22 protein-coding genes and 1 pseudogene are annotated in these 23,954 nt (G+C 64.8%); 19 read left to right on the forward strand and 4 right to left on the reverse strand.

What is annotated here, in order from left to right:
* The first annotated feature begins 54 nt into the window (after positions 1-54).
* The 5 genes from B586_RS20805 to B586_RS07090 all read left to right on the forward strand — a co-directional run bounded on the left by B586_RS20805 (position 55) and on the right by B586_RS07090 (position 6,283).
* A complete protein-coding gene (locus tag B586_RS20805; RefSeq protein WP_168162515.1) occupies positions 55-1,341 on the forward strand; it encodes an ATP-grasp domain-containing protein in 1,287 nt (428 codons plus the stop codon).
* A 1-nt stretch (position 1,342) separates the two neighbouring features.
* Positions 1,343-3,013 carry a carbamoyltransferase family protein gene (locus B586_RS07075; protein ID WP_054880329.1) on the forward strand — a complete coding sequence of 557 codons (1,671 nt, stop codon included), beginning with the start codon at positions 1,343-1,345 and terminating at the stop codon, positions 3,011-3,013.
* On the forward strand, positions 3,010-3,642 hold the full coding sequence (locus B586_RS07080) for a 2OG-Fe(II) oxygenase (protein WP_054880328.1): 633 nt from the start codon (positions 3,010-3,012) through the stop codon (positions 3,640-3,642). The genes B586_RS07075 and B586_RS07080 overlap by 4 nt, the downstream gene beginning before the upstream one ends.
* 9 nt (positions 3,643-3,651) lie before the next feature.
* Positions 3,652-5,310, forward strand: coding sequence for a carbamoyltransferase family protein (locus B586_RS07085; protein WP_047315470.1), 1,659 nt, complete (start codon positions 3,652-3,654; stop codon positions 5,308-5,310).
* Positions 5,311-5,389: 79 nt separating this feature from the next.
* Complete coding sequence (locus tag B586_RS07090; protein WP_054881021.1) at positions 5,390-6,283, forward strand: tyrosine recombinase XerC; 894 nt, start codon at positions 5,390-5,392, stop codon at positions 6,281-6,283.
* A 99-nt stretch (positions 6,284-6,382) separates the two neighbouring features.
* Here the strand turns inward: B586_RS07090 and B586_RS07095 are convergent.
* Positions 6,383-6,877, reverse strand: a pseudogene (locus tag B586_RS07095) (M23 family metallopeptidase); the annotation flags it as partial.
* Positions 6,878-7,139: 262 nt separating this feature from the next.
* Here B586_RS07095 and rpsB point away from each other — a divergent pair.
* From rpsB to B586_RS07110, 3 genes are read left to right on the forward strand one after another with little or no spacing between them, the layout of a single operon-like run.
* Positions 7,140-7,973: a 30S ribosomal protein S2 gene (gene rpsB, locus B586_RS07100; RefSeq protein ID WP_047315469.1), complete on the forward strand. Its 834-nt coding sequence runs from the start codon at positions 7,140-7,142 to the stop codon at positions 7,971-7,973.
* A gap of 12 nt (positions 7,974-7,985) precedes the next feature.
* Positions 7,986-8,816 carry a translation elongation factor Ts gene (gene tsf, locus B586_RS07105; protein ID WP_047315468.1) on the forward strand — a complete coding sequence of 277 codons (831 nt, stop codon included), beginning with the start codon at positions 7,986-7,988 and terminating at the stop codon, positions 8,814-8,816.
* A 50-nt stretch (positions 8,817-8,866) separates the two neighbouring features.
* On the forward strand, positions 8,867-10,273 hold the full coding sequence (locus B586_RS07110) for an amidase (protein ID WP_047315467.1): 1,407 nt from the start codon (positions 8,867-8,869) through the stop codon (positions 10,271-10,273).
* 3 nt (positions 10,274-10,276) lie between these two features.
* On the opposite strand, the gene B586_RS07115 is transcribed toward B586_RS07110, so the two are convergent.
* Complete coding sequence (locus B586_RS07115; RefSeq protein WP_054880327.1) at positions 10,277-10,696, reverse strand: MarR family winged helix-turn-helix transcriptional regulator; 420 nt, start codon at positions 10,694-10,696, stop codon at positions 10,277-10,279.
* A gap of 107 nt (positions 10,697-10,803) precedes the next feature.
* On the opposite strand from B586_RS07115, the gene B586_RS07120 reads away from it, so the two are divergent.
* Positions 10,804-12,429 carry a DHA2 family efflux MFS transporter permease subunit gene (locus tag B586_RS07120; RefSeq protein WP_414738729.1) on the forward strand — a complete coding sequence of 542 codons (1,626 nt, stop codon included), beginning with the start codon at positions 10,804-10,806 and terminating at the stop codon, positions 12,427-12,429.
* Between the two features lie 94 nt (positions 12,430-12,523).
* Entirely contained in the window at positions 12,524-13,021 is a 498-nt protein-coding gene (locus tag B586_RS07125) for an MPT63 family protein (RefSeq protein WP_054880326.1), read from the forward strand.
* 68 nt (positions 13,022-13,089) lie between these two features.
* Here the strand turns inward: B586_RS07125 and B586_RS07130 are convergent, their stop codons facing one another.
* On the reverse strand, positions 13,090-13,824 hold the full coding sequence (locus B586_RS07130) for a winged helix-turn-helix domain-containing protein (RefSeq protein ID WP_054880325.1): 735 nt from the start codon (positions 13,822-13,824) through the stop codon (positions 13,090-13,092).
* 500 nt (positions 13,825-14,324) lie between these two features.
* On the opposite strand from B586_RS07130, the gene pyrH reads away from it, so the two are divergent.
* The 6 genes from pyrH (at position 14,325) to B586_RS07160 (ending at position 19,499) form a co-directional block, all read left to right on the forward strand.
* Positions 14,325-15,164: a UMP kinase gene (gene pyrH, locus B586_RS07135; protein WP_047315463.1), complete on the forward strand. Its 840-nt coding sequence runs from the start codon at positions 14,325-14,327 to the stop codon at positions 15,162-15,164.
* A gap of 146 nt (positions 15,165-15,310) precedes the next feature.
* Entirely contained in the window at positions 15,311-15,868 is a 558-nt protein-coding gene (gene frr / locus B586_RS07140) for a ribosome recycling factor (protein ID WP_047315462.1), read from the forward strand.
* A 96-nt stretch (positions 15,869-15,964) separates the two neighbouring features.
* Positions 15,965-16,840 (forward strand): phosphatidate cytidylyltransferase, encoded by an 876-nt coding sequence (locus tag B586_RS07145; protein ID WP_276011985.1) that lies wholly within the window; start codon positions 15,965-15,967, stop codon positions 16,838-16,840.
* Positions 16,841-16,862: 22 nt separating this feature from the next.
* On the forward strand, positions 16,863-18,020 hold the full coding sequence (gene rlmN / locus B586_RS07150; RefSeq protein WP_082607553.1) for a dual-specificity RNA methyltransferase RlmN: 1,158 nt from the start codon (positions 16,863-16,865) through the stop codon (positions 18,018-18,020).
* Positions 18,021-18,076: 56 nt separating this feature from the next.
* A complete protein-coding gene (locus B586_RS07155) occupies positions 18,077-18,586 on the forward strand; it encodes a disulfide bond-forming protein DsbE (protein WP_047315519.1) in 510 nt (169 codons plus the stop codon).
* Between the two features lie 4 nt (positions 18,587-18,590).
* Entirely contained in the window at positions 18,591-19,499 is a 909-nt protein-coding gene (locus B586_RS07160; RefSeq protein WP_047315460.1) for a cytochrome c biogenesis CcdA family protein, read from the forward strand.
* A 374-nt stretch (positions 19,500-19,873) separates the two neighbouring features.
* Here B586_RS07160 and B586_RS07165 read toward each other — a convergent pair whose 3' ends face one another.
* A complete protein-coding gene (locus B586_RS07165; protein ID WP_047315459.1) occupies positions 19,874-20,128 on the reverse strand; it encodes a DUF2631 domain-containing protein in 255 nt (84 codons plus the stop codon).
* Positions 20,129-20,272: 144 nt separating this feature from the next.
* On the opposite strand from B586_RS07165, the gene dxr reads away from it, so the two are divergent.
* Genes dxr through ispG form a run of 3 tightly spaced genes read left to right on the forward strand, consistent with a single transcriptional unit; the run spans position 20,273 to position 23,900 of the window.
* Positions 20,273-21,457 carry a 1-deoxy-D-xylulose-5-phosphate reductoisomerase gene (gene dxr, locus B586_RS07170; RefSeq protein WP_054880323.1) on the forward strand — a complete coding sequence of 395 codons (1,185 nt, stop codon included), beginning with the start codon at positions 20,273-20,275 and terminating at the stop codon, positions 21,455-21,457.
* Positions 21,458-21,465: 8 nt separating this feature from the next.
* A complete protein-coding gene (locus tag B586_RS07175) occupies positions 21,466-22,689 on the forward strand; it encodes a M50 family metallopeptidase (protein WP_054880322.1) in 1,224 nt (407 codons plus the stop codon).
* Between the two features lie 32 nt (positions 22,690-22,721).
* Positions 22,722-23,900, forward strand: coding sequence for a flavodoxin-dependent (E)-4-hydroxy-3-methylbut-2-enyl-diphosphate synthase (gene ispG / locus B586_RS07180; RefSeq protein WP_047315456.1), 1,179 nt, complete (start codon positions 22,722-22,724; stop codon positions 23,898-23,900).
* Positions 23,901-23,954 lie beyond the last annotated feature (54 nt).

Here is a 23,954-nt window from a genome sequence, read left to right on the forward strand (position 1 = left end):
GAAACCGCGTTGGCCCGCACAGAAACTGGAGGTGCGACTGCAACAGGTTGCTCCGTGTCGAGGTTATTGGTACTCACCAACAAGCCCATCGTGCACCGGTTGCCGGAATGGTTTCCGAACTCGCGCAGCGAAGTGGTGCTGGTAAGCACGCCGGCCGCCCTGGCGGCTTCGGGACTTGATAACCCGGACGCCCACTTTCGTCATGTGCATTCGGTGAGCGGGTTTGCCGATCCGTCGCTCGAGGAGGAGTTGTTCCAGCTGTGCCGCCAGTTTGGCGTTGAGCGAATCCTGTCGACCGGTGAGCGCGAGGTATTGCCCGCGGCGCGGTTGCGCGAACGCCTGGGCTTGCCGGGTATCGACGTGCCGACCGCGACCGCTTTCCGGGACAAGTTCGTCATGAAATCACTTGTCGCCGCCGCTGGATTGCCGGTGGCGCCGATGCGTCGGGTGGATGACGTTGCGGCACTGCGGGACTTCGCTGCCGAGGTCGGATATCCCGTGCTCGTCAAGCCGCTCGATCGTGGTGGTTCGGCGGGAATCCAGGTGCTCGGCGATGCCGACGATCTGGAGGCGGTCATCGGCGGACGAGGCGCTGCGGCGTGGTGTGCGCCCATGCTCGCTGAAGCGTGGATAGCGGGTGATTTCTATCAGGTCAACGGTTTGATGGACGATGGCGTCGTGGTGCTGGGCCAGCCCTGCTACAACCCGTACTCCGACTGGTTCACGGTCGCCTTCAGTGTTCCCGCTATGAGCGGCATGCTGCCCGAGACCGACCCGCTGGCCGTCCGTCTTCGGGCGGCGACCGGGCAGGTTTTGGCCGCGTTGCCGCCGGTGCCCGGTGTTTGTGCCTTCCATGCCGAGTTCTTTCACACTCCTGAGGACCGGCTGGTGTTGGGCGAGATCGCTTGTCGCGCCGGCGGGGCTGACATCGTAAATATCCACGAGGCGGTGTTGGGGGTGAATCTGCACGGCGCGAGCTTGCTCGGCCAGGCCGGACGTCGGGCTCCGTTGCACTATGCGACCGAGAGGTCTCGGCAAGGATTTGCATACTTCCCACCTGCTCGCGGTGTGCTGCGTGACATCCCGGTCCGCTGCCCCCTGCCCAACGTTCTCACTTACTCGGTGACCGGCGAGTGCGGGCGCAGCTACGGCGGCGCTGACGCTCGCGGGCCGACCGTCGCGAAGATGACCTTCACGCTGTCCACCTCCGATGTGCGAGCCGAGTTGCGCCAGATCGAGCAGTGGTGGGAACGAAACACGGTGTGGGAGAACCGGACGAGCGCTGTTCCCAACGGCGCCGCGCGGCTTTTACAACCGGCACCCGACGAGGAGGTGTGCTGAGATGATTGTGCTCGGTGTCAATGGGTGGGGCGACGGCCGGGGTGCTGGCCACGATGATCCCGCCGCCGCACTCGTCGTTGATGGGCGGCTGGTGGCCTTCGTCGAAGAGGAACGGCTCAACCGCGTCCGGCACTCGCGATCGATGCTGCCCGTGCTCGCGGTGGACTACGTGCTCCGGGAAGGGGGCATCGAACTCGACGATGTCGATGTGGTGGCGTGCGGCTGGGATCTGCCACGGCTGAACAACCTTCGCGGCAGGTCGTGGGATCTGGACGACGCGCAATTCGTCCGGCGCATCACCGGCCAGCAGCCGCACCGCATACCCCGAGTGTGCTGGGTGGCACATCATGATGCACATGCCGCATCGGTGTTCTTATGGTCCGGATTGGCCTCGGCGGCAGTCCTTATCGCTGACGGGCGCGGCGAGGACACCTCCATATCGATCTACCGGGCCCGCGGAAACAAACTTGAGTTCGTGCGCTCCTGGCCGTTCGAGCAGTCGCTCGGCTTGTTCTACCAGTCGGTCGGCGAGCATTGCGGATTCGGGCGTTACGACGCCGGCAAGACCATGGGACTGGCGTCCTACGGACGCGCGGGCACCCGTCCGTTCATGTCATGGCGCGACGACGACATCGTCACTCCCGTCCCGCCGTGCGACCGCGCCAGCGCGGTCCACCGGTCCTGGGATGCGCTCCTGGACCGCCGGTACGGACCGCCCGTGCGGATCGCGCCGGGTTTTGACACGCTGCGCTCCCGCCCAATTCGGCACGACGTTGACGTTGCGAACCTAAAACCGGGCGTAGCGGCGGATGCCCAAGCCGCCGTGGACGATCTGATGTTTGCGTTGGCGCGCTACGCGCTCCAGACGACTGGCGAACACGATCTCTGTGTCGCCGGCGGCGTGGCATTGAACTGTGTCGCGAACGGCAGCCTCGTCGACCGCGGCGTGCCACTTCACCTCATGCCGGCACCACACGATGCCGGTGTGGCGCTGGGCGCTGCTCTGCTGGTATCCGCCCAGCATGGTCTGTCGATTAAGCATGATGGCCGAACCGACCTCGGTCCCGGTTATTCCTCGGGCATGATACGAGATCACCTGGTACACACCGGCTTCGACGTTGTTGAGCTAGATGATCCTGCCGAAGCGGCAGCCGAACGGTTGAGCCGGGGACAGGTGCTGGGTTGGTTCCAGGGCCGAGCCGAGGTCGGTCCGCGAGCATTGGGCCATCGCAGCATCCTGGCTTCACCTTCGGTCGTCGAGCATCGCGACCGTGTCAACCGCGTGAAACGGCGTGAGCGGTGGCGTCCATTCGCACCGGCGCTGCTGGCCGAAGAGTCCCGGTACCTTTTCGGTCGCGACATCGACTCTCCGTATATGCAAATGAGTTTCACGCTGACTGACTGTGCCGTCGCGGAATATCCCGCCATCGCGCACGTTGATCAAACGGCTCGCCCGCAAACTGTGCAGCCCGGAACCGGCCCCTACGCCGACCTGCTGTGCGAAATGCGCGATCAGAATGGGCACGGCGTGGTGCTCAACACCTCGTTCAACGGTCCTGGTGAACCGATTGTCTGTACCCCGGAGGACGCGATACGCGCCTTTGCCACCATGCCGCTCGACGCGCTGATCATCGAGAATTTCCTCATTGCAAGAAAGGGACTCGAATCGTGACAACAACCTTCGACTCGACCCACTTCACCACGGCGATGTCCGCTGCCCGGCTACTGTCCGACCCGTGGCAATGGTGCTACCTACCCGAGGCGCTGGCCGCAACGGACAGTGCAGCTTTGGCCGCCGAATTCCCCAGCCATCTGCTGGTCCAGCGCAAAGAAGACGCGTATGCCACCATGAGCTATCAGCAGTCGCGGGGGCCGCTGCGCATCGGGTCAGACAACCTCTCCACGCGCTGGCGCCAATTCACCGAATTCCTGTACAGCGACCGCTACACAAAGCTAGCCGAACAGCTCACCGGCTATCGGCTAGCCGATTGTGTGCTGGACCTTACCGTCTATGAATACGGGTCGCGTGATTGGCTTGGTGCGCACCTTGACAAAACGAATCGCCGTGTGGTGCAGATCTTTTACTTCACGCAGGGTTGGAAGGACGGCGACGGTGGATGCCTGGGCATCCTGCGCACGCGCTCCGACGCCGAGCCGCATCGGCGGCTGCCGCCACGCACGGGCAGCAGCGCGGTGCTGTGTCCCTCTGATGGTGCGTGGCACCAGGTCGAGGCCGTGACGAGTCCTCATGCCCGACGCCGCTCCCTGGTGGCGCGGTTCATCACATCCGGTACGGAATGAGGGGGGCGGATGATCGTTCTGGGACTTAATGGTTGGACAGAGTCGACGCACGATCCGTCGGCGGCCTTGGTGGTCGACGGTGAAGTGGTGGGGTTCGTCGAAGAAGAACGGCTCAACCGGGTGCGGCACGCCCCGGGTATGGTCCCGAAGCTGGCGGTGCAGTGGGTACTGCGCGAAGCCGGCATCGGGTTGGATGATGTGGACGCCCTCGCCTACGGCTGGGATCTACCGAGATACGGGCGAATCCGCAATGAGCGCTGGGACCTTGCGGACCGCGATTTCGTACGCACAGTGACCGGCATGGAACCACGTCGCACCCCCAAGGTGCACTGGGTTAGCCATCACCAGGCACACGCCGCGTCGGTGTACCTGCGATCCGGACTGCCGGCGGCTGCGGTGGTGGTGGTCGACGGGCGCGGCGACGACGAGTCGATCAGCGTCTTTCGCGCGCGCGGACATGAACTGGAATTGGTGCGTGCGTGGTCGTTCCACGCCTCGTTGGGGATCTTCTACCGCGAGGTGTCGGTGCACTGCGGGTTCGGGCGGTTCGACGCGGGCAAGACGATGGGGCTGGCGTCCTACGCGGACCCGGTCGGCGACTTGCCGTTGCAGTGGCGCGACGGCGACATCGTCTCGACGGTGCCAGCCCAGCCCCGAGCACGCGACGTGCACGAGCAATGGCGGCGGTATTTGGTGAATCGCTTCGGCCCCGGCGCGCGGGTGCCGACGCGATACGACGAGCTGCGCTCCCGCCGAGCGAGCGCACCGACAGCCACGGAGTTACTGAAGCCACACGTGGCGGCGTGGGCGCAGGAGACCGTGAACACGACCCTGGAATCGTTGGCGGACTTCGCAATCCAGATCACTGGCGAACACGCGCTGTGTGTGTCCGGTGGCGTCGCGCTCAACTGCGTGGCGAACGGCCGGCTGGTCGAACGCGGATTCGATCTCCATCTTGAGCCGACCCCGGACGACTCGGGAGTGGCGCTGGGGGCGGCCCTCCTCGTTGCCGCACGGGCCGGCGATCCGGTCCGCGGTGATGCGCGCGCGGACCTGGGGCCTCGCTACGACTCCGCGCAGGTCGGGTCGTATCTAGCGGAGTTAGGTTGGCCTGCAAAGGAACTCGACGATCCGGCGAGTACGGCGGTCGAGCGCTTGGGCCGCGGCCAGGTGCTGGGCTGGTTCCAAGGCCGGGCGGAAGCCGGTCCGCGAGCGCTGGGTCATCGCAGCATCCTCGCCTTGCCGGCGATTGCCGCGCACCACGACCGTGTCAACGGCATCAAGCGGCGGGAAAAATGGCGCCCGTTCGCGCCCGCGCTGCTGCATGACGAGTCGCGGTATCTGTTCGGGCGCGACGTCGACTCGCCGTACATGCAGCAGAGTTTCCCCCTCACCGACCAAGCCGGCATCGACAATCCCGCCGTTACACACGTTGATGGGACGGCTCGTCCGCAGACCGTGCGACCCGGCGCCGGCCGCTACGCCGACCTGCTGTGTGGGCTACGCGAGCAGCACGGGCACGGCGTCGTCCTCAACACCTCGTTTAACGGCCCCGGCGAACCCATCGTCTGCACCCCGGAGGACGCGTTGCGCGCGTTCGCCAGCATGCCGCTCGATGCCCTGATCATCGAAAACTACCTCGTCGAGCGCAAAAACGTCGGACGGTAACACCCCGACAACAGTTCGGCGCGTCGACGGCGGAACGCCGCGCGGAGTCTGCAAACGTGGGGGAGTGCCGGACCACAGCGTGGCGATCCTCGACGAGTTCGATGAGTACCTCGCGCTGCAGTGCGGCCGCTCGGCGCACACCCGTCGCGCGTATCTGGGTGACCTGCGGTCGTTGTTGGCCCATCTCGAGGAACGGGGATCCGGTCTCGACCAACTGAGCCTGCCGGCGCTGCGCTCGTGGCTGGCGGCGGCGGCCGGTGCCGGCGCGGCTCGCACCACGCTGGCCCGTCGCACTTCGGCGGTCAAGGCATTTACCGCGTGGGCGAAGCGGCGTGGCCTGCTCGCGGCGGACCCCGCCGGCCGGTTGCAGGTGCCCAAGGCGCATCGCACCCTGCCGGCGGTGCTGCGTCAGGATCAGGCGTTGCAGGCCATGGCAGCAGCACAATCCGGCGCCGAGCAGGGTGATCCGCTGGCTTTGCGGGACCGGCTGATCGTCGAAATGTTGTACGCCACCGGGATCCGGGTCAGTGAGCTGTGCGGCCTGGACATCGACGATGTGGACACCCGGTACCGGCTGGTCCGGGTGCTGGGGAAGGGCAACAAACAGCGCACCGCGCCGTTCGGGGTACCGGCCGCCGACGCACTGCGCGGCTGGCTGGACGACGGGCGTCCGGCGTTGGTCACCGCGGAATCCGGGTCAGCGCTGCTGCTGGGCGCACGAGGGCGACGGCTCGATGTGCGCCAGGCCCGCACTGTGGTGCACCAAACCGTCGCCGCGGTAGCCAGTGCGCCCGATATCGGACCGCATGGGCTGCGGCACAGCGCGGCTACCCATCTGCTCGAAGGCGGTGCTGATCTGCGGGTCGTTCAGGAATTATTGGGGCATTCCAGCCTGGCGACCACCCAGCTGTACACCCATGTCGCGGTCTCGCGGCTGCGTGCGGTGCACGATCAGGCCCACCCGCGCGCCTAGCGCGTGCTGACGACGTTGAATGTGCACTCAGGGCGCCGACACGCCGGGCGGGGTCACCACGGCCGCACATTCGAAGCCGTAAAAGCACACTCGACGCCAAGCCAGCGGTTTAAGCCGGATGGCGGTGGATTTCAGCAGGCCCAGCGGATCGACATAATCGGCGCCGGACGCCGGACCCCACATGGCGCCCCAGTGCAGACACGCCGCGGCCGGGCAGCCGAGGTGCCCGGCTACCAGCTCGCCGATTACGGTCTGGGCCGTCACCGGCTGACCGGCCCGCACTGCCGCCCGCACCGGTTCGTAGCTGGTGTGCAGGCCGCCAGGGTGGGCTAGCGATACCACCGGCCGTCCGGCCAGCAGCCCGGCAAACACCACGGTCGCTTCGCCCGCGGCGTATACCGGCTGACCGGGCGCGCCGGCCAGGTCCACACCGCGGTGCCCGGGATTCCAATCCGGCGACGGCGCATTGAATCCCCGGACTACGACCGGCCGTGGTCGCAGCGGCCAATCCAGTCGAGCATCATCGGCAACCGCCGGTGCCGCGCTGACCAGGGCCATGCTCACGATCAGCGCCACCCATCGCACGTTGTTCAGTTCAGCGGCGCGGCGACGACCGGGCCAGTCACCACTGTCGGTGCTGTGGAAAAACCACCGGCCGAGTCGGTGTAAACTGCTGCTCGCAGCTCGTATTAGCGGGCTGACTTCGCGCGTCTGCACCGCGGCCCCGTTTTCCAGGGCCGCAACAGCATGCCGAGCGGTCCCGCCCCACTAGCGGGTCCGGCATTGCCGCAGACGCCAGGGTCCGGCTTCAGCCGAAGCCGGGCAACAACCGACACGAAAAGGACATGGGCTCACTATGGCTGTTGTGACCATGAAGCAGCTGCTTGACAGCGGCACCCACTTCGGGCACCAGACCCGCCGTTGGAATCCCAAGATGAAGCGGTTCATTTTCACCGACCGCAACGGCATCTACATCATCGATCTGCAGCAGACGCTGACTTTCATCGACAAGGCTTACGAGTTCGTCAAAGAGACCGTCGCCCACGGCGGCTCAGTGTTGTTCGTTGGCACCAAGAAGCAGGCGCAGGAGTCGGTCGCGGCCGAAGCGACTCGCGTCGGCATGCCGTATGTGAACCAGCGCTGGCTGGGCGGCATGCTCACCAACTTCTCTACCGTGCACAAGCGGCTGCAGCGCCTCAAGGAGCTGGAGGCGATGGAGCAGACCGGCGGTTTCGAGGGTCGCACCAAGAAGGAGATCTTGGGCCTGACCCGGGAGAAAAACAAGCTGGAGCGCAGCCTGGGCGGTATCCGGGATATGGCCAAGGTGCCGTCGGCGATCTGGGTTGTCGACACGAACAAAGAGCACATCGCCGTTGGCGAGGCCCGCAAACTGGGCATCCCGGTGATCGCGATCCTGGACACCAACTGCGACCCCGACGAGGTCGACTACCCGATCCCGGGCAACGACGACGCGATCCGCTCGGCGGCGCTGCTGACCAAGGTGATCGCGTCCGCGGTTGCCGAAGGCTTGCAGGCCCGTGCCGGCCTGGGGCGCGGTGACGGCAAGCCCGAGGCGGAAGCCGTTGAGCCGCTTCCGGAATGGGAGCAGGAGCTGTTGGCCGGTGCTGGTGCCAGCGCCCCCACCGACTTGGGCGCAGGCGTATCCGAGACCACCACTGACCCCTCATAGGAAGGCTGAGCATTGGCGAATTTCACTGCCGCCGACGTCAAGCGGCTTCGCGAGCTGACCGGTGCCGGCATGCTCGACTGCAAGAACGCGCTGGCCGAAACCGACGGCAACTTCGACAAGGCCGTCGAGGCGCTGCGGATCAAGGGCGCCAAGGACGTGGGCAAGCGTGCCGAGCGAGCCACCGCCGAGGGTTTGGTCGCGGCGCGCGCCGGGGCTCTTATAGAGCTGAACTGCGAAACGGACTTTGTTGCTAAAAACGCTGAGTTCCAGGCGCTGGCCGACCAAATCGTCGGCGCGGCGGCTGCGGCCAAAACCGTTGACGTCGACGCGCTCAAGGGGGCCAGCGTCGGTGATAAGACGGTCGAGCAAGCAATCGCCGAGCTGTCGGCCAAGATCGGTGAGAAGCTCGAATTGCGCCGCGTCGCGATCTTCGGCGGGACCGTGGAAACTTACCTACACAAGCGCGCGGCCGACCTGCCGCCGGCGGTGGGTGTGCTCGTCGAGTACGGCCCCGGCGCCGACGCGGCTGCCAGCACAGCGGCGGCACACGCAGTCGCGCTGCAGATCGCCGCGCTCAAGGCGCGTTTCCTGTCCCGCGATGATGTTCCCGAAGACGTTGTGGTTAGCGAACGTCGCATCGCCGAAGAGACCGCCAAGGCCGAGGGCAAGCCGGAGCAGGCGCTGCCCAAGATCGTCGAAGGCCGGCTAAACGGCTTCTTCAAGGATTCCGTGTTGCTTGAGCAGCCGTCGGTGTCCGACAACAAGAAGACCGTCAAGGCCCTGCTCGACGAGGCCGGCGTGACGGTGACGCGATTTGTTCGGTTCGAGGTGGGCCAGGCCTAGCTCGCCGAGTCTTTTCTGGGCGGCGAGCGCGAGCGGCTAGCGTCGTTGCTATGCAACGTGTGCACGCTTTCGGTGACGACGCCCTCGGTGATTTCGACGCGGTCGGCCTCGCCGATGCTATCCGAGCCGGTTGGATCAGCAGAGCCGATGTCGTCGAGGCGGCCATCGCGCGGACCGAGGCCGTCAACCCAGCCCTCAACGGTTTGGCGTATGAGGCGTTTGCGCGGGCCCGGCACACCGCGTCGAACCCGGCCGGTGGCTTTTTTAGCGGTGTCCCGACCTTCATCAAGGACAACATCGATGTCGCTGGACAGCCGACGATGCGGGGCAGTGACGCATGGGTGCCCCGAAATGCGTTCGACGACGGCGAGTTCACCCGGCTGTACCTGGCCACCGGACCGGTATCTCTGGGCAAGACGCAGCTGTCAGAATTCGGGTTCAGCGCCTCCGCCGAACATCTGCGGCTCGGGCCGGTCCGCAACCCGTGGGACACCGACTACACCGCCGGTGCCTCGTCGTCGGGATCGGGTGCGTTCGTCGCCGCCGGTGTAGTGCCGATGGCGCACGCCAACGACGGCGGCGGATCGATTCGTATTCCGGCCTCCTGCAACGGGCTGGTCGGGCTCAAGCCGTCACGCGGCCGGTTGCCGCTGGATCCTGAGCTGCGCCGGCTGCCGGTGGGTATCGTCGCCAACGGCGTGCTGAGTCGCTCGGTGCGCGACACCGCGGCCTTCTATCGGGAGGCCGAGCGGATCTGGCGCAACCCCAAGCTGCCGCCGGTCGGGGACGTCACGCGGCCCGGTCGGCAACGGCTGCGGATTGCTGTGGTGACGCGTTCGGTTCAGCGCGAGTGCAGCCCCGAACTACGCGAGCTCACGCTGAAGGCGGCTGGGCTGCTTGAAGAACTGGGCCACCGCGTCGAACGCGTGGAAGAGCCGCCGGTGCCGCCCAATTTCCCGGACGATTTCGTGCTGTATTGGGGGCTGTTGGCGGCGATGCAGGTGCGGACCGGCCGGCTCGCATTCGGCAACACGTTCGACCGCACCAAGCTGGATAGTTTGACGCTGGGCCTAGATCGTCACACCAGCCGCAACATGCACCGGCTCCCCAAGGCAATCATGCGTCTGCGTCGGCTGCGGCGTCGCACTGCTGAGTTTTTCGCTACCTACGATGTTTTGCTCACTCCAACGGTCGCCGACGAGACGCCGCGGATCGGGTATCTCGCTCCCACCGACTATCAGCAGGTGATCGACCGGCTGATGAGCTGGGTCGCGTTCACCCCGTTGCAAAACGTCACTGGGGAGCCAGCGATTTCGCTGCCGTTGGCCCAATCCGCGGATGGCATGCCGGTGGGCATGATGTTCACCGCCGACTTCGGACAAGAAGCCCAACTGTTGGAACTGGCCTACGAACTCGAAGAGGCTCGGCCGTGGGCGCGGATCCAAACTCCCGACTAGCCGTCAGTCGGATCCGAGCTTGTCGAGCATTCGCTTGAACTCGCGCTGCTGCGGTGCACTCAGTTTGGCCAGGATGCGGCCATCAGCGATACGGACCGCACCTTCCGCGCGTTTCAGCAAGGCGCGGCCCGGACCGGTTAGCGTGGCTGGTAGTGCACGCCCGGAGGACGCTGACGCGGGCCGTGCCACCGCGCCAGTGTCTTCCAGTTTGCGTAGCACGGCATTCATCGCCTGCGGTGTGACGCCTGCGTTCCGCGACAGTTCGGCGCTCGACAGGCCAGGAGACATCGAAAGCATACGCAGGCAAACGAATTCGGGGAGCGTCAGGCCGAGCGGACGCAACATGGCGGCAACCTCTGGTCGCAGCGCGGCTCCCACCCGGTAGAGCAGGTAGCCCAGCGGAGCGTCTTCTGTCTGAACCATGTCAACAATGTTGACATATATCAGGTGCGTTGACGCACGCCTTTGCATTACTGAGACATTTGAGGCGAGATTGTGTCCTTGGGGTGCACACCGGTCTCGGGGTCGATATCCTCGGCAGGACCATGGAGAAGGCGCATCCTGCAGCGGCCGGCCGCTCGCTGCCCGCCGCCGGCACCAAGCAGTCAGATACCAGTGAACATCGCTATCCGGACAAGCTGGACGCCGGGCTGCTTCGGATCGCCGGTGTGTGCGTGTTGGCCTCACTCATGTCGAACCTCGACAGCACGGTGGTCAGCGTGGCGCAGCGCACCTTCATCCGCGCGTTCGAGTCCACGCAGGCCGTCGTCGCCTGGACGATGACCGGCTACACACTCGCACTGGCCGCCGCGATCCCATTGGCAGGCTGGGCGGCAGACCGATTCGGTACCAAGCGGCTATTCATGGGGTCTGTTCTCGCATTCACACTGGGTTCGTTGCTGTGCGCCACTGCGTCAAATATCGGTGCGCTCATCGTATTTCGGATAGTGCAGGGCCTCGGCGGCGGCATCCTGATGCCGCTGTCCCTCGCCATTTTGACCAGGAACGCCGGTCCTAAACGGCTCGGCCGCTTAATGGGGGTGGTGGGCATCCCGATGCTGCTCGGCCCGATCGGCGGCCCGATCCTGGGCGGCTGGATGATCGATACTTACGGCTGGCAGTGGATCTTCTGGATCAACCTGCCGATCGGCTTGACCGCGTTCGGCTTGGCGGCGCTGTTGTTCCCGAGGGATCACTCGACGCTATCGGAACCCTTCGACGTCCTCGGCATGCTGCTGCTGTCGCCCGGCTTGGCGATGTTCCTCTACGGGGTGTCAGCTATTCCGAGTCGTGGCACCGCGGCCGATCCCCACGTGTGGATACCGTCGGGCATGGGTCTGTTGTTGATCGCCGGCTTTGTTTTCAACGCTCTCTATCACGCCGATCACCCGCTGATCGACTTGCGGCTGTTCAAGAACCGCGTGGTCATGCTCGCCAACTCGGCGATGGCCTTGTTCGCCGTCGCCTTTTTCGGCACCCTGCTGCTCTTCCCTAGTTACTTGCAGCAGGTGCAACACCAAACACCTACCCAGTCCGGCGTGCACTTGATCCCGCAGGGACTCGGAGCCATGTTGGCTATGCCGCTCGCCGGAGCCTTCATGGACAAATACGGCCCCCGCAAGGTTGTCCTGGCCGGCATCACGCTGATTGGGGCGTGCCTAGTCATTTTCGCTTACGGGTCCGCGAGGCAAGCCGACTATTTACCGACCCTGCTGGTGGGGCTTGCGATCATGGGCATGGGTATGGGCTGCACCATGATGCCCCTAGCCGGGGCGGCGGTGCAGACCCTGGCCCCACATCAGATCGCGCGGGGCTCGACCCTAATCAGCGTCAACCAGCAGGCCGCTGGGTCGGTGGGTACCGCGCTGATGTCGATGATCCTCACCAACCAGTTCAACCGCAGCGAAAATATCTCCGCCGCACACAAATTGGCGGCATTGCAAGATAACGCTGCCAGGCGTGGCGTGCCAGTCGACCCGTCCACCATGCCGTGGCAAACCGTTGCGCCCGACTTCCCGAGTAACGTGCTGCACGATCTCTCGCAGGCGTACGCCACGGTGTTCGTGCTGGCGGCTGTGTTGGTCGGGTCCACCATCATCCCGGCGGTGTTTTTGCCAAAGATGCCGGCGCGCCAAATATCAACGGTTGCGCATTAGTCTGGCTCTCGTCCCAACGAACGTTGGTGAGTTAACCTCCCGGCGAGCTGACGCCCCGCTCCTTCATGTCACGACCACTCCTGCGAAGGCGGCCATGAAATTGGCGGCCGGAGCGGCCGGGATTGCCGCTGTCGGTATTTTCGCTGCGGCGACCGTTGTCGCGAGTCCCATAATTCAGAGCTTTGGCACCAGCGAAACGCTGGTTGACGGCTCGCTCATCACCGTCTACACCGTCAGCAACCTGCAGCCCGCCAGCGTCACGGTCCCCGGCTACACGCCGCAAGGACAGCTTTGGCAGGCCGACGTGAATGCGGGAGTGACCAGTGGCGTGGTCACTCCCGTTGTCTCTGACTTCAATGCGCGGACCAACGACAATCAGACCTACCGAGTGATCAGCGTGTCGCCCACGCCCGACGGCTTTGGCCCCGCGCCGATTAGCCAGGGTGGCCAGGCGAACGGGAAGGTCTACTTCGACGTGACGGGTGCACCCCCGACCAACGTCGTATACAACGATGGCATTGAGGACGTACTCGTCTGGACAACGAACGGGTCGCCTAACAGCCCGGTGCCTAACTCGCTGCCGCACAGCTAGACCGGTTCGTCCTGCCCACGCCAGAGACGGTGGCGCGGCCGGATCGGCAAAGTGTTTGCGGGAACAAGCTATCGGGCGATCAAGCCCCAGGGCGGCGTCGATGTCCAGACGGGACTCTGGATCGGTTCGCGGATAATCCATTGCGGTTGCGGGGGCGTCACCGCCATATAGCCCACCCCGCGGACGGTGTCGACCATCGACTCGTGCTCGACTCCAAGCTTGGCGCGCAGTCGTCGCACATGAACGTCGACGGTACGGATACGACCGTTGCAGTCATAGCTCCATACTTCATGTATCAGCCGGGTCCGGGTGAATGCCCGACCGGCATGCTGCACAAGGAAATTCAATAATTTGAACTCGGTGAGCGTTAGGGCCAGATCCTTGGCTTCCAGTGTCCCGCTGTAACTGGCTGGATGAAGGACGAGGTCGCCAAACTTCAGCGTGCAATCCAGGGCACTGCGACGACGTGTGATCGCCAGCCGCAGACGTGCCTGCAATTCGGCTGCACTGGCCGCGGGCAGCAGCACGTCGTCGAAATGCCAATCGACGTCAACGGCCACGAAGTCGGCTGGGGTCACGATGGCAACCACCGCCACGGTTGGCGCATTAGCCGTCAGCCGCCGGCACACCCGGCGAGCCGCCGCCAACTCGGTGCGGGCGTCGATGACCGCGACGTCGGCGCTGTGATAGTCCCCGGCGACGCGCTCGGTCAGGGGTGCCTGGCGGATGGTCTGCGCGAACAAGTTCAGTGTAGGTACGACCGATTCGAAATCGTCCTCATCCGAAAGAAGTAAAACATCCAACAGGCATCTCCAAACCTTGCTAATGCAACGCTGGTTACCCAGTCACAGCAGAACTACTCCGAGTTGGTCGATGGGTCCGGCCCGTTTTCGGGCCGGACCCATCCTTCCAACACGCTGTTGGTGGGACTCCTGGCGCCGCTCGGCTGACTTGGCGCTGCCACGGGCAACCGCCGCTTCGGCTTCCTGCCGCGCCGCGTCGCGCTGTGCTTGCGCCTTGTCCTCGCGGATCTTTCCTAGTGGTCCTCATTCTGAAGACCATGGTTTCTGTGCCGCGTTGCCGCGGATTCCCATGCCGGGCGACGCCTAAACATGTGGTGCCAACCGCAAAGTTGGCGAAGGCTGGTCGTTGTGGGCTGGCCCGCTCGAGACGAACTACGTTGGCATAGGTTGGCAATTGTGCAGATGATGCACCCCGCCCACGCCCGAGTGCGGTGATGGGGCAGGATGTGAGATGCCGTTCCGGGTGGTGGCCGGGGTGGCATTGTCATGCGAGGAGTCTGATGACGGAGTCCTGGGAGTCTCAAGTCGCCGGCTCGGCGGCTCCCAAGCCACAGCTGATGAGCGCCAACGGTGTGCCGGCTGCTGCAGCGGACCGTGAAGAACGGCTCAGCCATGCTGGCCACCCGGGGGGCCGGTCCAAGTATTCGAGGGTGCTGCTCAAACTTGGCGGCGAGATGTTCGGCGGGGGCCAGGTCGGGCTCGATCCCGATGTCGTGGCGCAGGTGGCCCGCCAGATCGCCGAGGTGGTCCGCGGCGGCGTGCAGGTCGCTGTCGTGATCGGCGGTGGCAACTTCTTCCGCGGCGCACAGCTGCAGCAGCGCGGGATGGAGCGCACGCGTTCGGACTACATGGGCATGCTCGGCACCGTCATGAACAGCCTTGCGCTGCAGGACTTCCTGGAAAAGGAGGGCATCGCCACCCGAGTTCAAACCGCGATCACCATGGGCCAGGTGGCTGAGCCTTATCTTCCGTTGCGGGCCGTCCGCCACTTAGAGAAGGGCCGGGTGGTGATCTTCGGCGCCGGCATGGGGCTGCCGTACTTCTCCACCGATACCACGGCAGCGCAGCGGGCACTGGAGATCGGCGCGGACGTCGTGTTGATGGCCAAGGCGGTCGATGGTGTGTTCGCCGAGGATCCGCGGGTCAACCCGGAGGCCGAGCTGCTCACCGTGATCAGTCACCGCGAAGTAATCGACCGCGGACTGCGGGTGGCCGATGCCACCGCGTTCAGTCTTTGCATGGACAATGGCATGCCGATCCTGGTGTTCAATCTGCTGACCAATGGCAATATCGCCCGTGCGGTCGCTGGTGAGAAGATCGGGACGCTGGTTACCACCTGAGGCAATGACATCGGCGCCGGTGACGATGCAGAGCGCAGCGATGAGGTGGGGGTACCTCCCAGCCGCGAAGCGGCGAGGGGGAGAACGGCGCGAATGATCGGTGCCGGTGACGATGCAGAGCGCAGCGATGAGGAGGAACGGCGCGAATGATCGATGAGGCTCTCTTCGATGCAGAAGAGAAAATGGAGAAGGCCGTTTCGGTGGCGCGTGACGACCTGTCAACGATTCGGACCGGCCGCGCCAACCCGGGCATGTTCTCTCGAATCGTCATCGACTATTACGGTTCGACCACCCCGATCACCCAGCTGGCCAGCATCAATGTCCCCGAGGCGAGGCTTGTCGTCATCAAGCCGTATGAAGCCACTCAGCTACATGCCATTGAAACCGCTATTCGTAACTCCGACCTCGGGGTGAACCCCAGCAACGACGGCACCCTGATCCGGGTGGCCGTGCCGCAGCTCACTGAGGAACGTCGACGCGAGCTGGTCAAACAGGCCAAGGGCAAGGGGGAGGACGCTAAGGTCTCGGTCCGCAACATCCGTCGCAAAGCGATGGAGGAACTGCATCGCATTCGCAAGGACGGCGAGGCAGGCGAGGATGAGGTCAGCCGGGCGGAAAAGGACCTAGACAAGACCACCCACCAGTACGTCACCCAGATTGACGAGCTGGTCAAGCACAAAGAAGGCGAGCTGCTGGAGGTCTAGCGGCCGCTCAGCAGCTAATTTATTCAGGTCGTGGCTCCCACCGATCCCGGCACAGGCACCCCACCCGACGAGCCGGCGCAGGGAGCCAAGAACGCGATGCAGCAGCCGGCCAAGAAAACGTCCCGGGCGGGACGCAATCTGCCCGCCGCGATCGCGGTGGGCCTAAGTATTGGTGGCGCTCTCGTCGCGACGCTGGTGTTTGCTCCGCGAATCTGGGTTGGCTTGTGCGCCGGCGCTATTTTCGTTGCCAGCCATGAGGTGGTGCGGCGGCTACGCGAAGCCGGATATGTGATTCCGGTTATTCCGCTGCTCATCGGTGGGCAGCTCACCGTCTGGTTGACCTGGCCGTACCGAGCCGCCGGCGCGTTGGCCGGCTTCGGCGGGACGGTGGTGGTCTGCATGATCTGGCGGCTTTTCCTGCGCGACGACAGCAGGCGGCACGAATCCCAGGAAGCCTTGGCAGGTCCGCCGCCAGCGTCAAATTACCTGCGGGACGCGTCGGCCACCGTTTTTTTGGCCGCGTGGGTCCCGCTGTTTGCCTCGTTCGCGGCGTTACTGGTTTATCCGAAGGACGGCGCGGGGCGGGTGTTCTGCCTGATGATCGCGGTGGTCGCTTCCGACGTCGGCGGCTATACGGTAGGGGTGCTTTTCGGCAAACATCCAATGGTGCCAAGGATTAGCCCGAATAAGTCTTGGGAGGGATTCGTCGGTTCGCTGGTCTGCGGGATCACCGCAACCGTCCTGACCGCCACCTTCTTAGCCGGCAAAATGCCGTGGGTCGGGGCGGTACTGGGTTTTGTACTGGTGCTCACGTGCACGCTGGGGGATTTGGTGGAGTCCCAGGTCAAGCGCGACCTCGGCATCAAAGACATGGGCCGGCTGCTACCCGGCCACGGCGGCCTGATGGACCGGCTCGATGGCGTGCTGCCGTCGGCGGTCGCGGCGTGGACCATGCTTACGTTGTTGCCCTGACAAGGCTGATACTGGACAGATCATGGCCCAAGAGTTGGTGTTCTCCGAGCCGCGTGCGGCCCGGCCGCCGCGGCACCTGGCCGACCTCGACGCGGCGGGCCGCACATCAGCCGTGGTGGAGCTGGGCCTGCCGGCTTTCCGGGCCAAGCAGCTCGCCCACCAGTACTACGGCCGGCTACTAGCCGATCCGTGCCAGATGACCGACCTCCCGGCGGCCGTTCGTGACCTGATTGCCGAGACCATGTTCCCGAAGCTGCTCACCGCGGCACGGGAAGTCACCTGTGATGCTGGCCAGACTCGAAAGATGTTGTGGCGGGCCGTCGATGGCAGCACCTTCGAATCGGTGCTGATGCGTTATCGGCAGCGCAATACGCTGTGCATTTCATCGCAGGCGGGCTGCGGCATGGCGTGCCCGTTTTGTGCCACCGGCCAGGGCGGATTGAGCCGCAACCTGTCGGCCGCGGAGATCCTCGAACAGGTGCGTGCTGGTGCCGCGGCGCTGCGCGACGACTTCGGTGATCGGCTCTCAAACGTGGTCTTTATGGGTATGGGGGAGCCACTGGCTAACTACGCGAGGGTGCTGGCCGCGGTGCGGCGCATCACCGAACCGTCCGGCTTCGGAATCTCGGCCCGATCGGTGACGGTGTCAACCGTGGGGTTGGCACCGGCGATCCGCAAGCTGGCCGACGAACGGCTTGGGGTGACTCTGGCGCTATCGCTGCATGCGCCCGACGACGAGCTGCGTGACACGCTGGTTCCGATCAACAACCGGTGGAAGATCAGCGAGGCACTTGAGGCCGCCACGTATTACGCCGAGGTGACTGGTCGGCGGGTATCGGTTGAATACGCCCTCATCCGCGATGTCAACGACCAAGCGTGGCGGGCCGACATGCTGGGTAGGCGGCTGCATCGTGCTCTTGGGCCGCTGGTGCATGTGAACCTGATCCCGCTCAACCCGACCCCGGGCAGTGACTGGGACGCCAGCCCCAAGGTGGCGGAGCGAGAGTTCGTCCGCCGGGTTCGGTCGCACGGGGTCTCCTGCACCGTGCGAGACACTCGGGGCCGGGAGATCAGCGCCGCCTGCGGACAGCTGGCCGCCGAAGGCGGGCGAGCTCGGAGCGCGGGCGAATCAGACATAGCCTGCGGACAGCTGGCCGCCGAAGGCGGGCGAGCCCAGTGAACCCAAGCCGCGGCTGTTGCGTCTCTAGGAGATAACACCAGCAAATAAGGATGGCCATGATTATTCGCTTGTTGTCCTCGATGAAATTGTTTGCCGTTGCCGTTTTCGGCGGCGCCTTGATATTGGGGCTGGCCGCTGCACCCCGTGCCGTGGCCGCCGACGATCGTCTGAACTTCACCGGAACTACCCTCAGCGGCGCTCCGTTCAATGGCGCTAGTTTGCAGGGCAAGCCGGCGGTGCTGTGGTTCTGGACGCCGTGGTGCCCGTTCTGCAATGCCGAGGCGCCTGGCCTAAGCCAGGTGGCGGCCGCCAATCCGGCGGTCACCTTCGTTGGTATCGCGGCGCACTCGGATGTGGGCGCAATGCAGGGCTTCGTCTCCAAGTACAACTTGAACTTCACCAACCTCAATGACGCCGACAGCTCGATCTGGGCCCGCTACAACGTGCCCTGGCAGCCGGCGTGGGTGTTCTATCGCGCGGATGGCAGCTCGACTTTCGTGAACAACCCCACCTCGGCGATGTCGCAGCAGGACCTGTCCGACCGGGTGGCTGCGCTGAGGTCCTAAGTTCGTGGATCAGGGTCTGGTCGGTTTGGCGTTTGCCGCCGGACTGGTGGCAGCACTCAACCCGTGCGGGTTTGCCATGCTGCCCGGCTACCTACTTCTTGTGGTGCGCGGGCACCCGCAAAAAGCCGAGTCCAGTGAACGGTCGGCGGCAACCATCCGGCCGCATGGTCGGATCAACGTCCTCGGCCGCGCGGTGGCAGCCACCGTCGGGATGGCGCTCGGCTTTTTAACGGTATTCGGATTGTTCGGGGCGCTGACCATATCGGCGGCCGCGACAGTGCAACGCTACTTGCCGTACGCCACAGTGGTGATCGGCGTTGTGCTGGTCGGTCTCGGGGTGTGGCTGCTGTCGGGTCGAGAGCTAACGGCGCTGACGCCTCGCTCGTTCGGCGTGCGATGGGCTCCGAGTCCGTCCCGGATGGCGTCGATGTACGGCTACGGCGTCAGCTATGCGGTCGCCTCGCTGTCGTGCACCGTCGGGCCCTTTCTGGCGGTCACCGCGGCGGGCCTTCGAGGCGGTTCACTCGTCGGGAGCGTAGTGATCTACCTGGCCTACGTCGCGGGCTTGACCTTGGTCGTCGGGGTCCTGGCCATCGCGGCCGCGACGGCAAGCTCGGCATTGGCCGACCGGTTGCGGCGAATCTTGCCGTTCGTCAACCGGGTCAGCGGCGCGCTGCTGGTGTTAGTCGGGCTGTATGTCGGCTACTACGGCCTCTACGAGCTGCGTCTGTTCAGCGCGACCACGGCTGCCCAAGCGCATCCTCACGACGGGGTGATTTCGGTGGCCGGCCGCCTGCAAGGTGTGCTGGCTGGCTGGGTGCACCAGCATGGCGTCTGGCCGTGGGTTGCGGCGCTGGTCGTGCTGGTGATTGGTGCGCTCGCCGGCGACTGGTATCGACGGGCGCGACGCTAACAGATTCGCGGCGGCCGGTGGCAACGTCGAAGTCGACGTGGTCACGGGAAAAGCCAAGGCCATCAACGCATCTGGGTCGCTTACCGGGCGCGCCGTGCAGGGCAGCGCGGTAGCGACAACCGCATCGGTTCGGGGACCTCGACGGTGAACTGAAGTTCAAGTCCGCCAGTGGATCGCTGACCGGCCAGCGGCTCCGTGGCACGGTGAAGCCGCGGACAGCGTCGGGATCGGTGTGGCCATATCGCGGCAGCCGTCGGACGGCCCCGGGCAAGGCGACGAAACGCTCGTCCTAGAGGTGCGCAGCGGTTCCAGGGATGTCAGTGTTCATCGGGGAAGCCCGGCGCCTGACACCGTAGTCGGGCAATCAGGCTCAGCTATCTGATCCAACCGCGTCGGCGGCCCAGCAGGTCACGGATCAAAACGACGAGCACCAGGGCGGCAAACCCGATGAGATACCAGTTCTCGACATGGCCGACGTGGTTGCCGCGGAGCATCGCCAGCAGCAACCCAACGGCGAACAAACCGACGATGTGCCAGGTGCGGTGGTTGATTCTGCTCCACCCCCACGCCGCGGACGGCACCTCAGCAGGGTCGACGCCGGCATAGTGTTCCACCTCAGTGCTGGCCACGGTGATTCCTCCGGATCGGATTGGGTGTTGGTGCGAACTATCCGACATTCTGGCACACCGGTTTTGGGGCGCCGCCGATTTGGTAGCGCTCGATCGTGGCACGCTCCCTAGCCTGTCGAGTCACCGGACGGGCACAATGTTTGGGTGACCAACCCAACCGAAGGGCACGCTGGTGACCGCCTCCGCGTGCTGGTGCTGGGAAGTACCGGCTCAATCGGCACCCAGGCGCTAGACGTCATCGCCGCTAATCCGGACCGCTTCGAGGTAGTCGGGTTGGCCGCCGGGGGCGCGCATCTGGACACGCTGCTGCGGCAGCGCGCCGAGACCGGTGTCACCAATATCGCCATCGCTGACGATCGCGCGGCTCAGCTGGCCGGCGACATCCCCTACCACGGGCCCGATGCGGTCACCCGGTTGGTCGAGGAGACCGAGGCTGACGTCGTCCTCAATGCGCTGGTCGGGGCATTGGGTCTGCGACCCACACTGGCTGCACTGCAGACGGGCGCGCGATTGGCGCTGGCCAATAAGGAATCGCTGGTTGCTGGCGGTCCGCTGGTGTTGGCCGCGGCGCGGCCGGGCCAGATTGTCCCCGTCGACTCGGAACACTCCGCGCTGGCGCAGTGCCTGCGCGGTGGTACCCCCGACGAAGTCGCCAAGTTGGTGCTCACCGCCTCCGGCGGGCCGTTTCGCGGCTGGGCCGCCGCCGACCTTGAGCGCGTCACACCCGAGCAGGCGGGCGCCCACCCGACCTGGTCAATGGGGCCGATGAACACGCTGAACTCAGCGTCCCTGGTCAACAAGGGGCTTGAGCTGATCGAAACCAACCTGTTGTTCGGCATCTCCTACGACCGCATTGAGGTGGTCGTGCACCCTCAGTCAATTGTTCATTCGATGGTCACGTTCATTGACGGCTCGACGATCGCCCAAGCCAGCCCTCCGGACATGAAGCTGCCCATTTCTTTGGCGTTGGGCTGGCCGCAGCGGGTGGGCGGTGCTGCCCGAGCCTGCGCTTTCACCACCGCATCGACCTGGGAATTCGAGCCGCTGGACACCGATGTTTTCCCCGCGGTCGAGCTGGCCCGGCACGCTGGACAGGTCGGCGGCTGTATGACCGCCATTTACAACGCTGCTAATGAGGAGGCTGCAGCGGCCTTCCTGCAAGGCCGGATTAGCTTCCCCACCATCGTCGGCACTATCGCCGAGGTAGTGCGCGCTGCCGACCAATGGGCCGTTGAACCCGCTACCGTAGATGACGTACTCGAAGCGCAGCGCTGGGCCCGTGAGCGTGCGCAACGCGAGCTTTCTGGATTGGTCTTAGAAAGGTCCTAACCGCGGAGATGATGTTCGCCCTCGGCATTGTGCTGTTCGCTATCGCCATCCTTATTTCGGTGGCCCTGCACGAATGTGGCCACATGTGGGTGGCGCGCGCCACCGGCATGAAGGTGCGTCGTTACTTTGTTGGCTTCGGCCCGACCCTGTGGTCGACTCGGCGCGGTGAAACCGAATACGGCATCAAGGCCGTTCCGCTAGGCGGCTTCTGTGATATCGCCGGTATGACCTCGGTCGAGGAGCTGGCGCCCGGCGAATCGGACCGGGCAATGTACAAACAAGCGACCTGGAAAAGGGTTGCGGTGCTGTTCGCCGGGCCCGCCATGAACTTCGTGATCTGCTTGGTGCTGATCTATGGCATCGCGCTGGTCTGGGGGCTGCCCAACCTGCACCCGCCCGCCAAGGCGGTAATCGGTGAAACCGCTTGTGTTGCACCGGAATTGACTCAGGGTAAGCTCGGAAGTTGCACCGGCCCGGGTCCGGCGGCGCTGGCCGGAATTCGCGCCGGCGACGTCGTCGTCAAGGTAGGCGACAATTCGGTGTCGACCTTCGACGACATGGCCGCCGCGGTGCGCAAGTTGCATGGCACGGTGCCGATCGTCTTTGAGCGTGATGGGACCACGATCACCAGCTACGTCGACATCACACCCACCCAGCGCTTCCTCACACATGGGGTCAATGAGCAGGGTGGTCAACCCGAACCCGTCACGGTCGGTGCCATCGGGGTCGGCGCACCCCGTCTGGTGCCCACGCACTACGGCGTGTTCTCCGCCGTGCCCGCCACCGTCGCTTTCGCTGGGGGCTTGACCGTCGAGGTGGGCAAGGCGCTAGTCACCATACCGACCAAGCTGGGTGCCCTGGTGCACGCTATCGGTGGTGGACAGCGCGACCCGCAGACGCCGATGAGCGTGGTCGGCGCCAGCATCATCGGCGGCGACACCGTCGACCATGGGCTGTGGGTGGCGTTCTGGTTCTTCTTGGCGCAGCTGAACCTCATATTGGGTGCCATCAACCTGGTGCCGTTGCTGCCCTTCGATGGCGGTCACATTGCGATCGCGGTATTCGAGAAGATCCGGAACCTCGTCCGGTCTGCTCGTGGCATGGTCGCGGCGGCGCCGGTGAACTATCTCAAACTCATGCCCGCGACCTACGTGGTCTTGGTCTTTGTGGTTGGCTACATGCTGTTGACCGTGACCGCCGATCTGGTAAACCCAATCAGGCTCTTTCAATAGCCAATAGTGAAAAAACGAGAGATGGGGGAACAGTGACTATAGGTCTGGGCATGCCCGAGGCTCCGGTTCCCACGCTTGCCCCCCGGCGCAGCACGCGTCAAGTGATGGTCGGCAACGTTGGGGTCGGTAGTGACCACCAGATCTCCGTGCAGTCGATGTGCACCACCAAGACCCATGACGTCAACTCGACGTTGCAGCAGATCGCGGAGCTGACCGCGGCCGGCTGTGACATCGTGCGGGTGGCCTGCCCTCGTCAAGAGGATGCCGATGCACTCGCTGAAATCGCCCGGCACAGCAAAATTCCGGTGATTGCCGACATCCACTTCCAGCCGAAATACATCTTCGCCGCCATTGACGCCGGGTGTGCCGCGGTGCGGGTAAACCCCGGCAACATCAAGGAATTCGACGGCCGGGTCGGTGAGGTCGCCAAGGCCGCCGGTGCGGCCGGTATCCCGATCCGCATCGGCGTCAACGCCGGTTCGCTGGACAAGCGGTTTATGGACAAGTACGGCAAGGCCACGCCCGAAGCACTGGTCGAGTCCGCGCTGTGGGAGGCTTCGCTGTTCGAGGAGCATGGTTTCGGCAACATCAAGATCAGCGTCAAGCACCACGACCCCGTCGTCATGGTCGCCGCTTACGAGCAACTGGCCGCCCAGTGCGACTACCCGTTGCACCTCGGCGTTACCGAGGCCGGTCCCGCTTTCCAGGGCACCGTCAAGTCCGCGGTCGCCTTCGGAGCGCTGCTGTCGAAGGGGATCGGCGACACTATCCGGGTGTCCCTGTCGGCACCGCCGGTCGAGGAAGTCAAAGTTGGCAACCAAATTCTCGAGTCGCTCAACCTGCGGCCGCGTTCACTCGAGATCGTGTCCTGCCCGTCGTGCGGCCGTGCGCAGGTCGACGTTTACAAGTTGGCCAATGAAGTCAGTGCCGGGTTGGACGGACTCGAGGTGCCGCTGCGGGTCGCCGTGATGGGATGTGTCGTCAACGGTCCCGGCGAGGCCCGCGAGGCCGACCTGGGCGTCGCGTCCGGAAACGGCAAAGGCCAGATCTTTGTCAAGGGTGAAGTGATCAAGACCGTACCCGAAGCCCAGATCGTCGAGACGCTGATTGAGGAGGCGATGCGGCTTGCCTCCGAGATGGGGACCGAGAAAAGCGGTGATCACGGTCCAGAAACGACAAGGAGCGGTTCACCGGTTGTGACCGTAAGCTGAGTGGGACCAGCCCGCTTATCCTGGCCCTGAGTTCGCCTCACAGAGAGTTCGCCA

Source organism: Mycobacterium haemophilum DSM 44634 (assembly GCF_000340435.2).
In the GTDB taxonomy this organism is placed as follows: Bacteria; Actinomycetota; Actinomycetes; order Mycobacteriales; family Mycobacteriaceae; genus Mycobacterium; species Mycobacterium haemophilum.

Coding starts and splice junctions, on each gene's coding strand:
- B586_RS07175 (WP_054880322.1), top strand. CDS start 21,466: ATGATGTTCGCCCTCGGCATTGTGCTGTTCGCTATCGCCATCCTTATT.
- rlmN (WP_082607553.1), top strand. CDS start 16,863: ATGGCCCAAGAGTTGGTGTTCTCCGAGCCGCGTGCGGCCCGGCCGCCG.
- B586_RS07085 (WP_047315470.1), top strand. CDS start 3,652: ATGATCGTTCTGGGACTTAATGGTTGGACAGAGTCGACGCACGATCCG.
- rpsB (WP_047315469.1), top strand. CDS start 7,140: ATGGCTGTTGTGACCATGAAGCAGCTGCTTGACAGCGGCACCCACTTC.
- pyrH (WP_047315463.1), top strand. CDS start 14,325: ATGACGGAGTCCTGGGAGTCTCAAGTCGCCGGCTCGGCGGCTCCCAAG.
- B586_RS07075 (WP_054880329.1), top strand. CDS start 1,343: ATGATTGTGCTCGGTGTCAATGGGTGGGGCGACGGCCGGGGTGCTGGC.
- B586_RS07110 (WP_047315467.1), top strand. CDS start 8,867: ATGCAACGTGTGCACGCTTTCGGTGACGACGCCCTCGGTGATTTCGAC.
- B586_RS07125 (WP_054880326.1), top strand. CDS start 12,524: ATGAAATTGGCGGCCGGAGCGGCCGGGATTGCCGCTGTCGGTATTTTC.
- B586_RS07115 (WP_054880327.1), bottom strand. CDS start 10,696: ATGGTTCAGACAGAAGACGCTCCGCTGGGCTACCTGCTCTACCGGGTG.
- B586_RS07155 (WP_047315519.1), top strand. CDS start 18,077: ATGATTATTCGCTTGTTGTCCTCGATGAAATTGTTTGCCGTTGCCGTT.
- frr (WP_047315462.1), top strand. CDS start 15,311: ATGATCGATGAGGCTCTCTTCGATGCAGAAGAGAAAATGGAGAAGGCC.
- B586_RS07145 (WP_276011985.1), top strand. CDS start 15,965: ATGCAGCAGCCGGCCAAGAAAACGTCCCGGGCGGGACGCAATCTGCCC.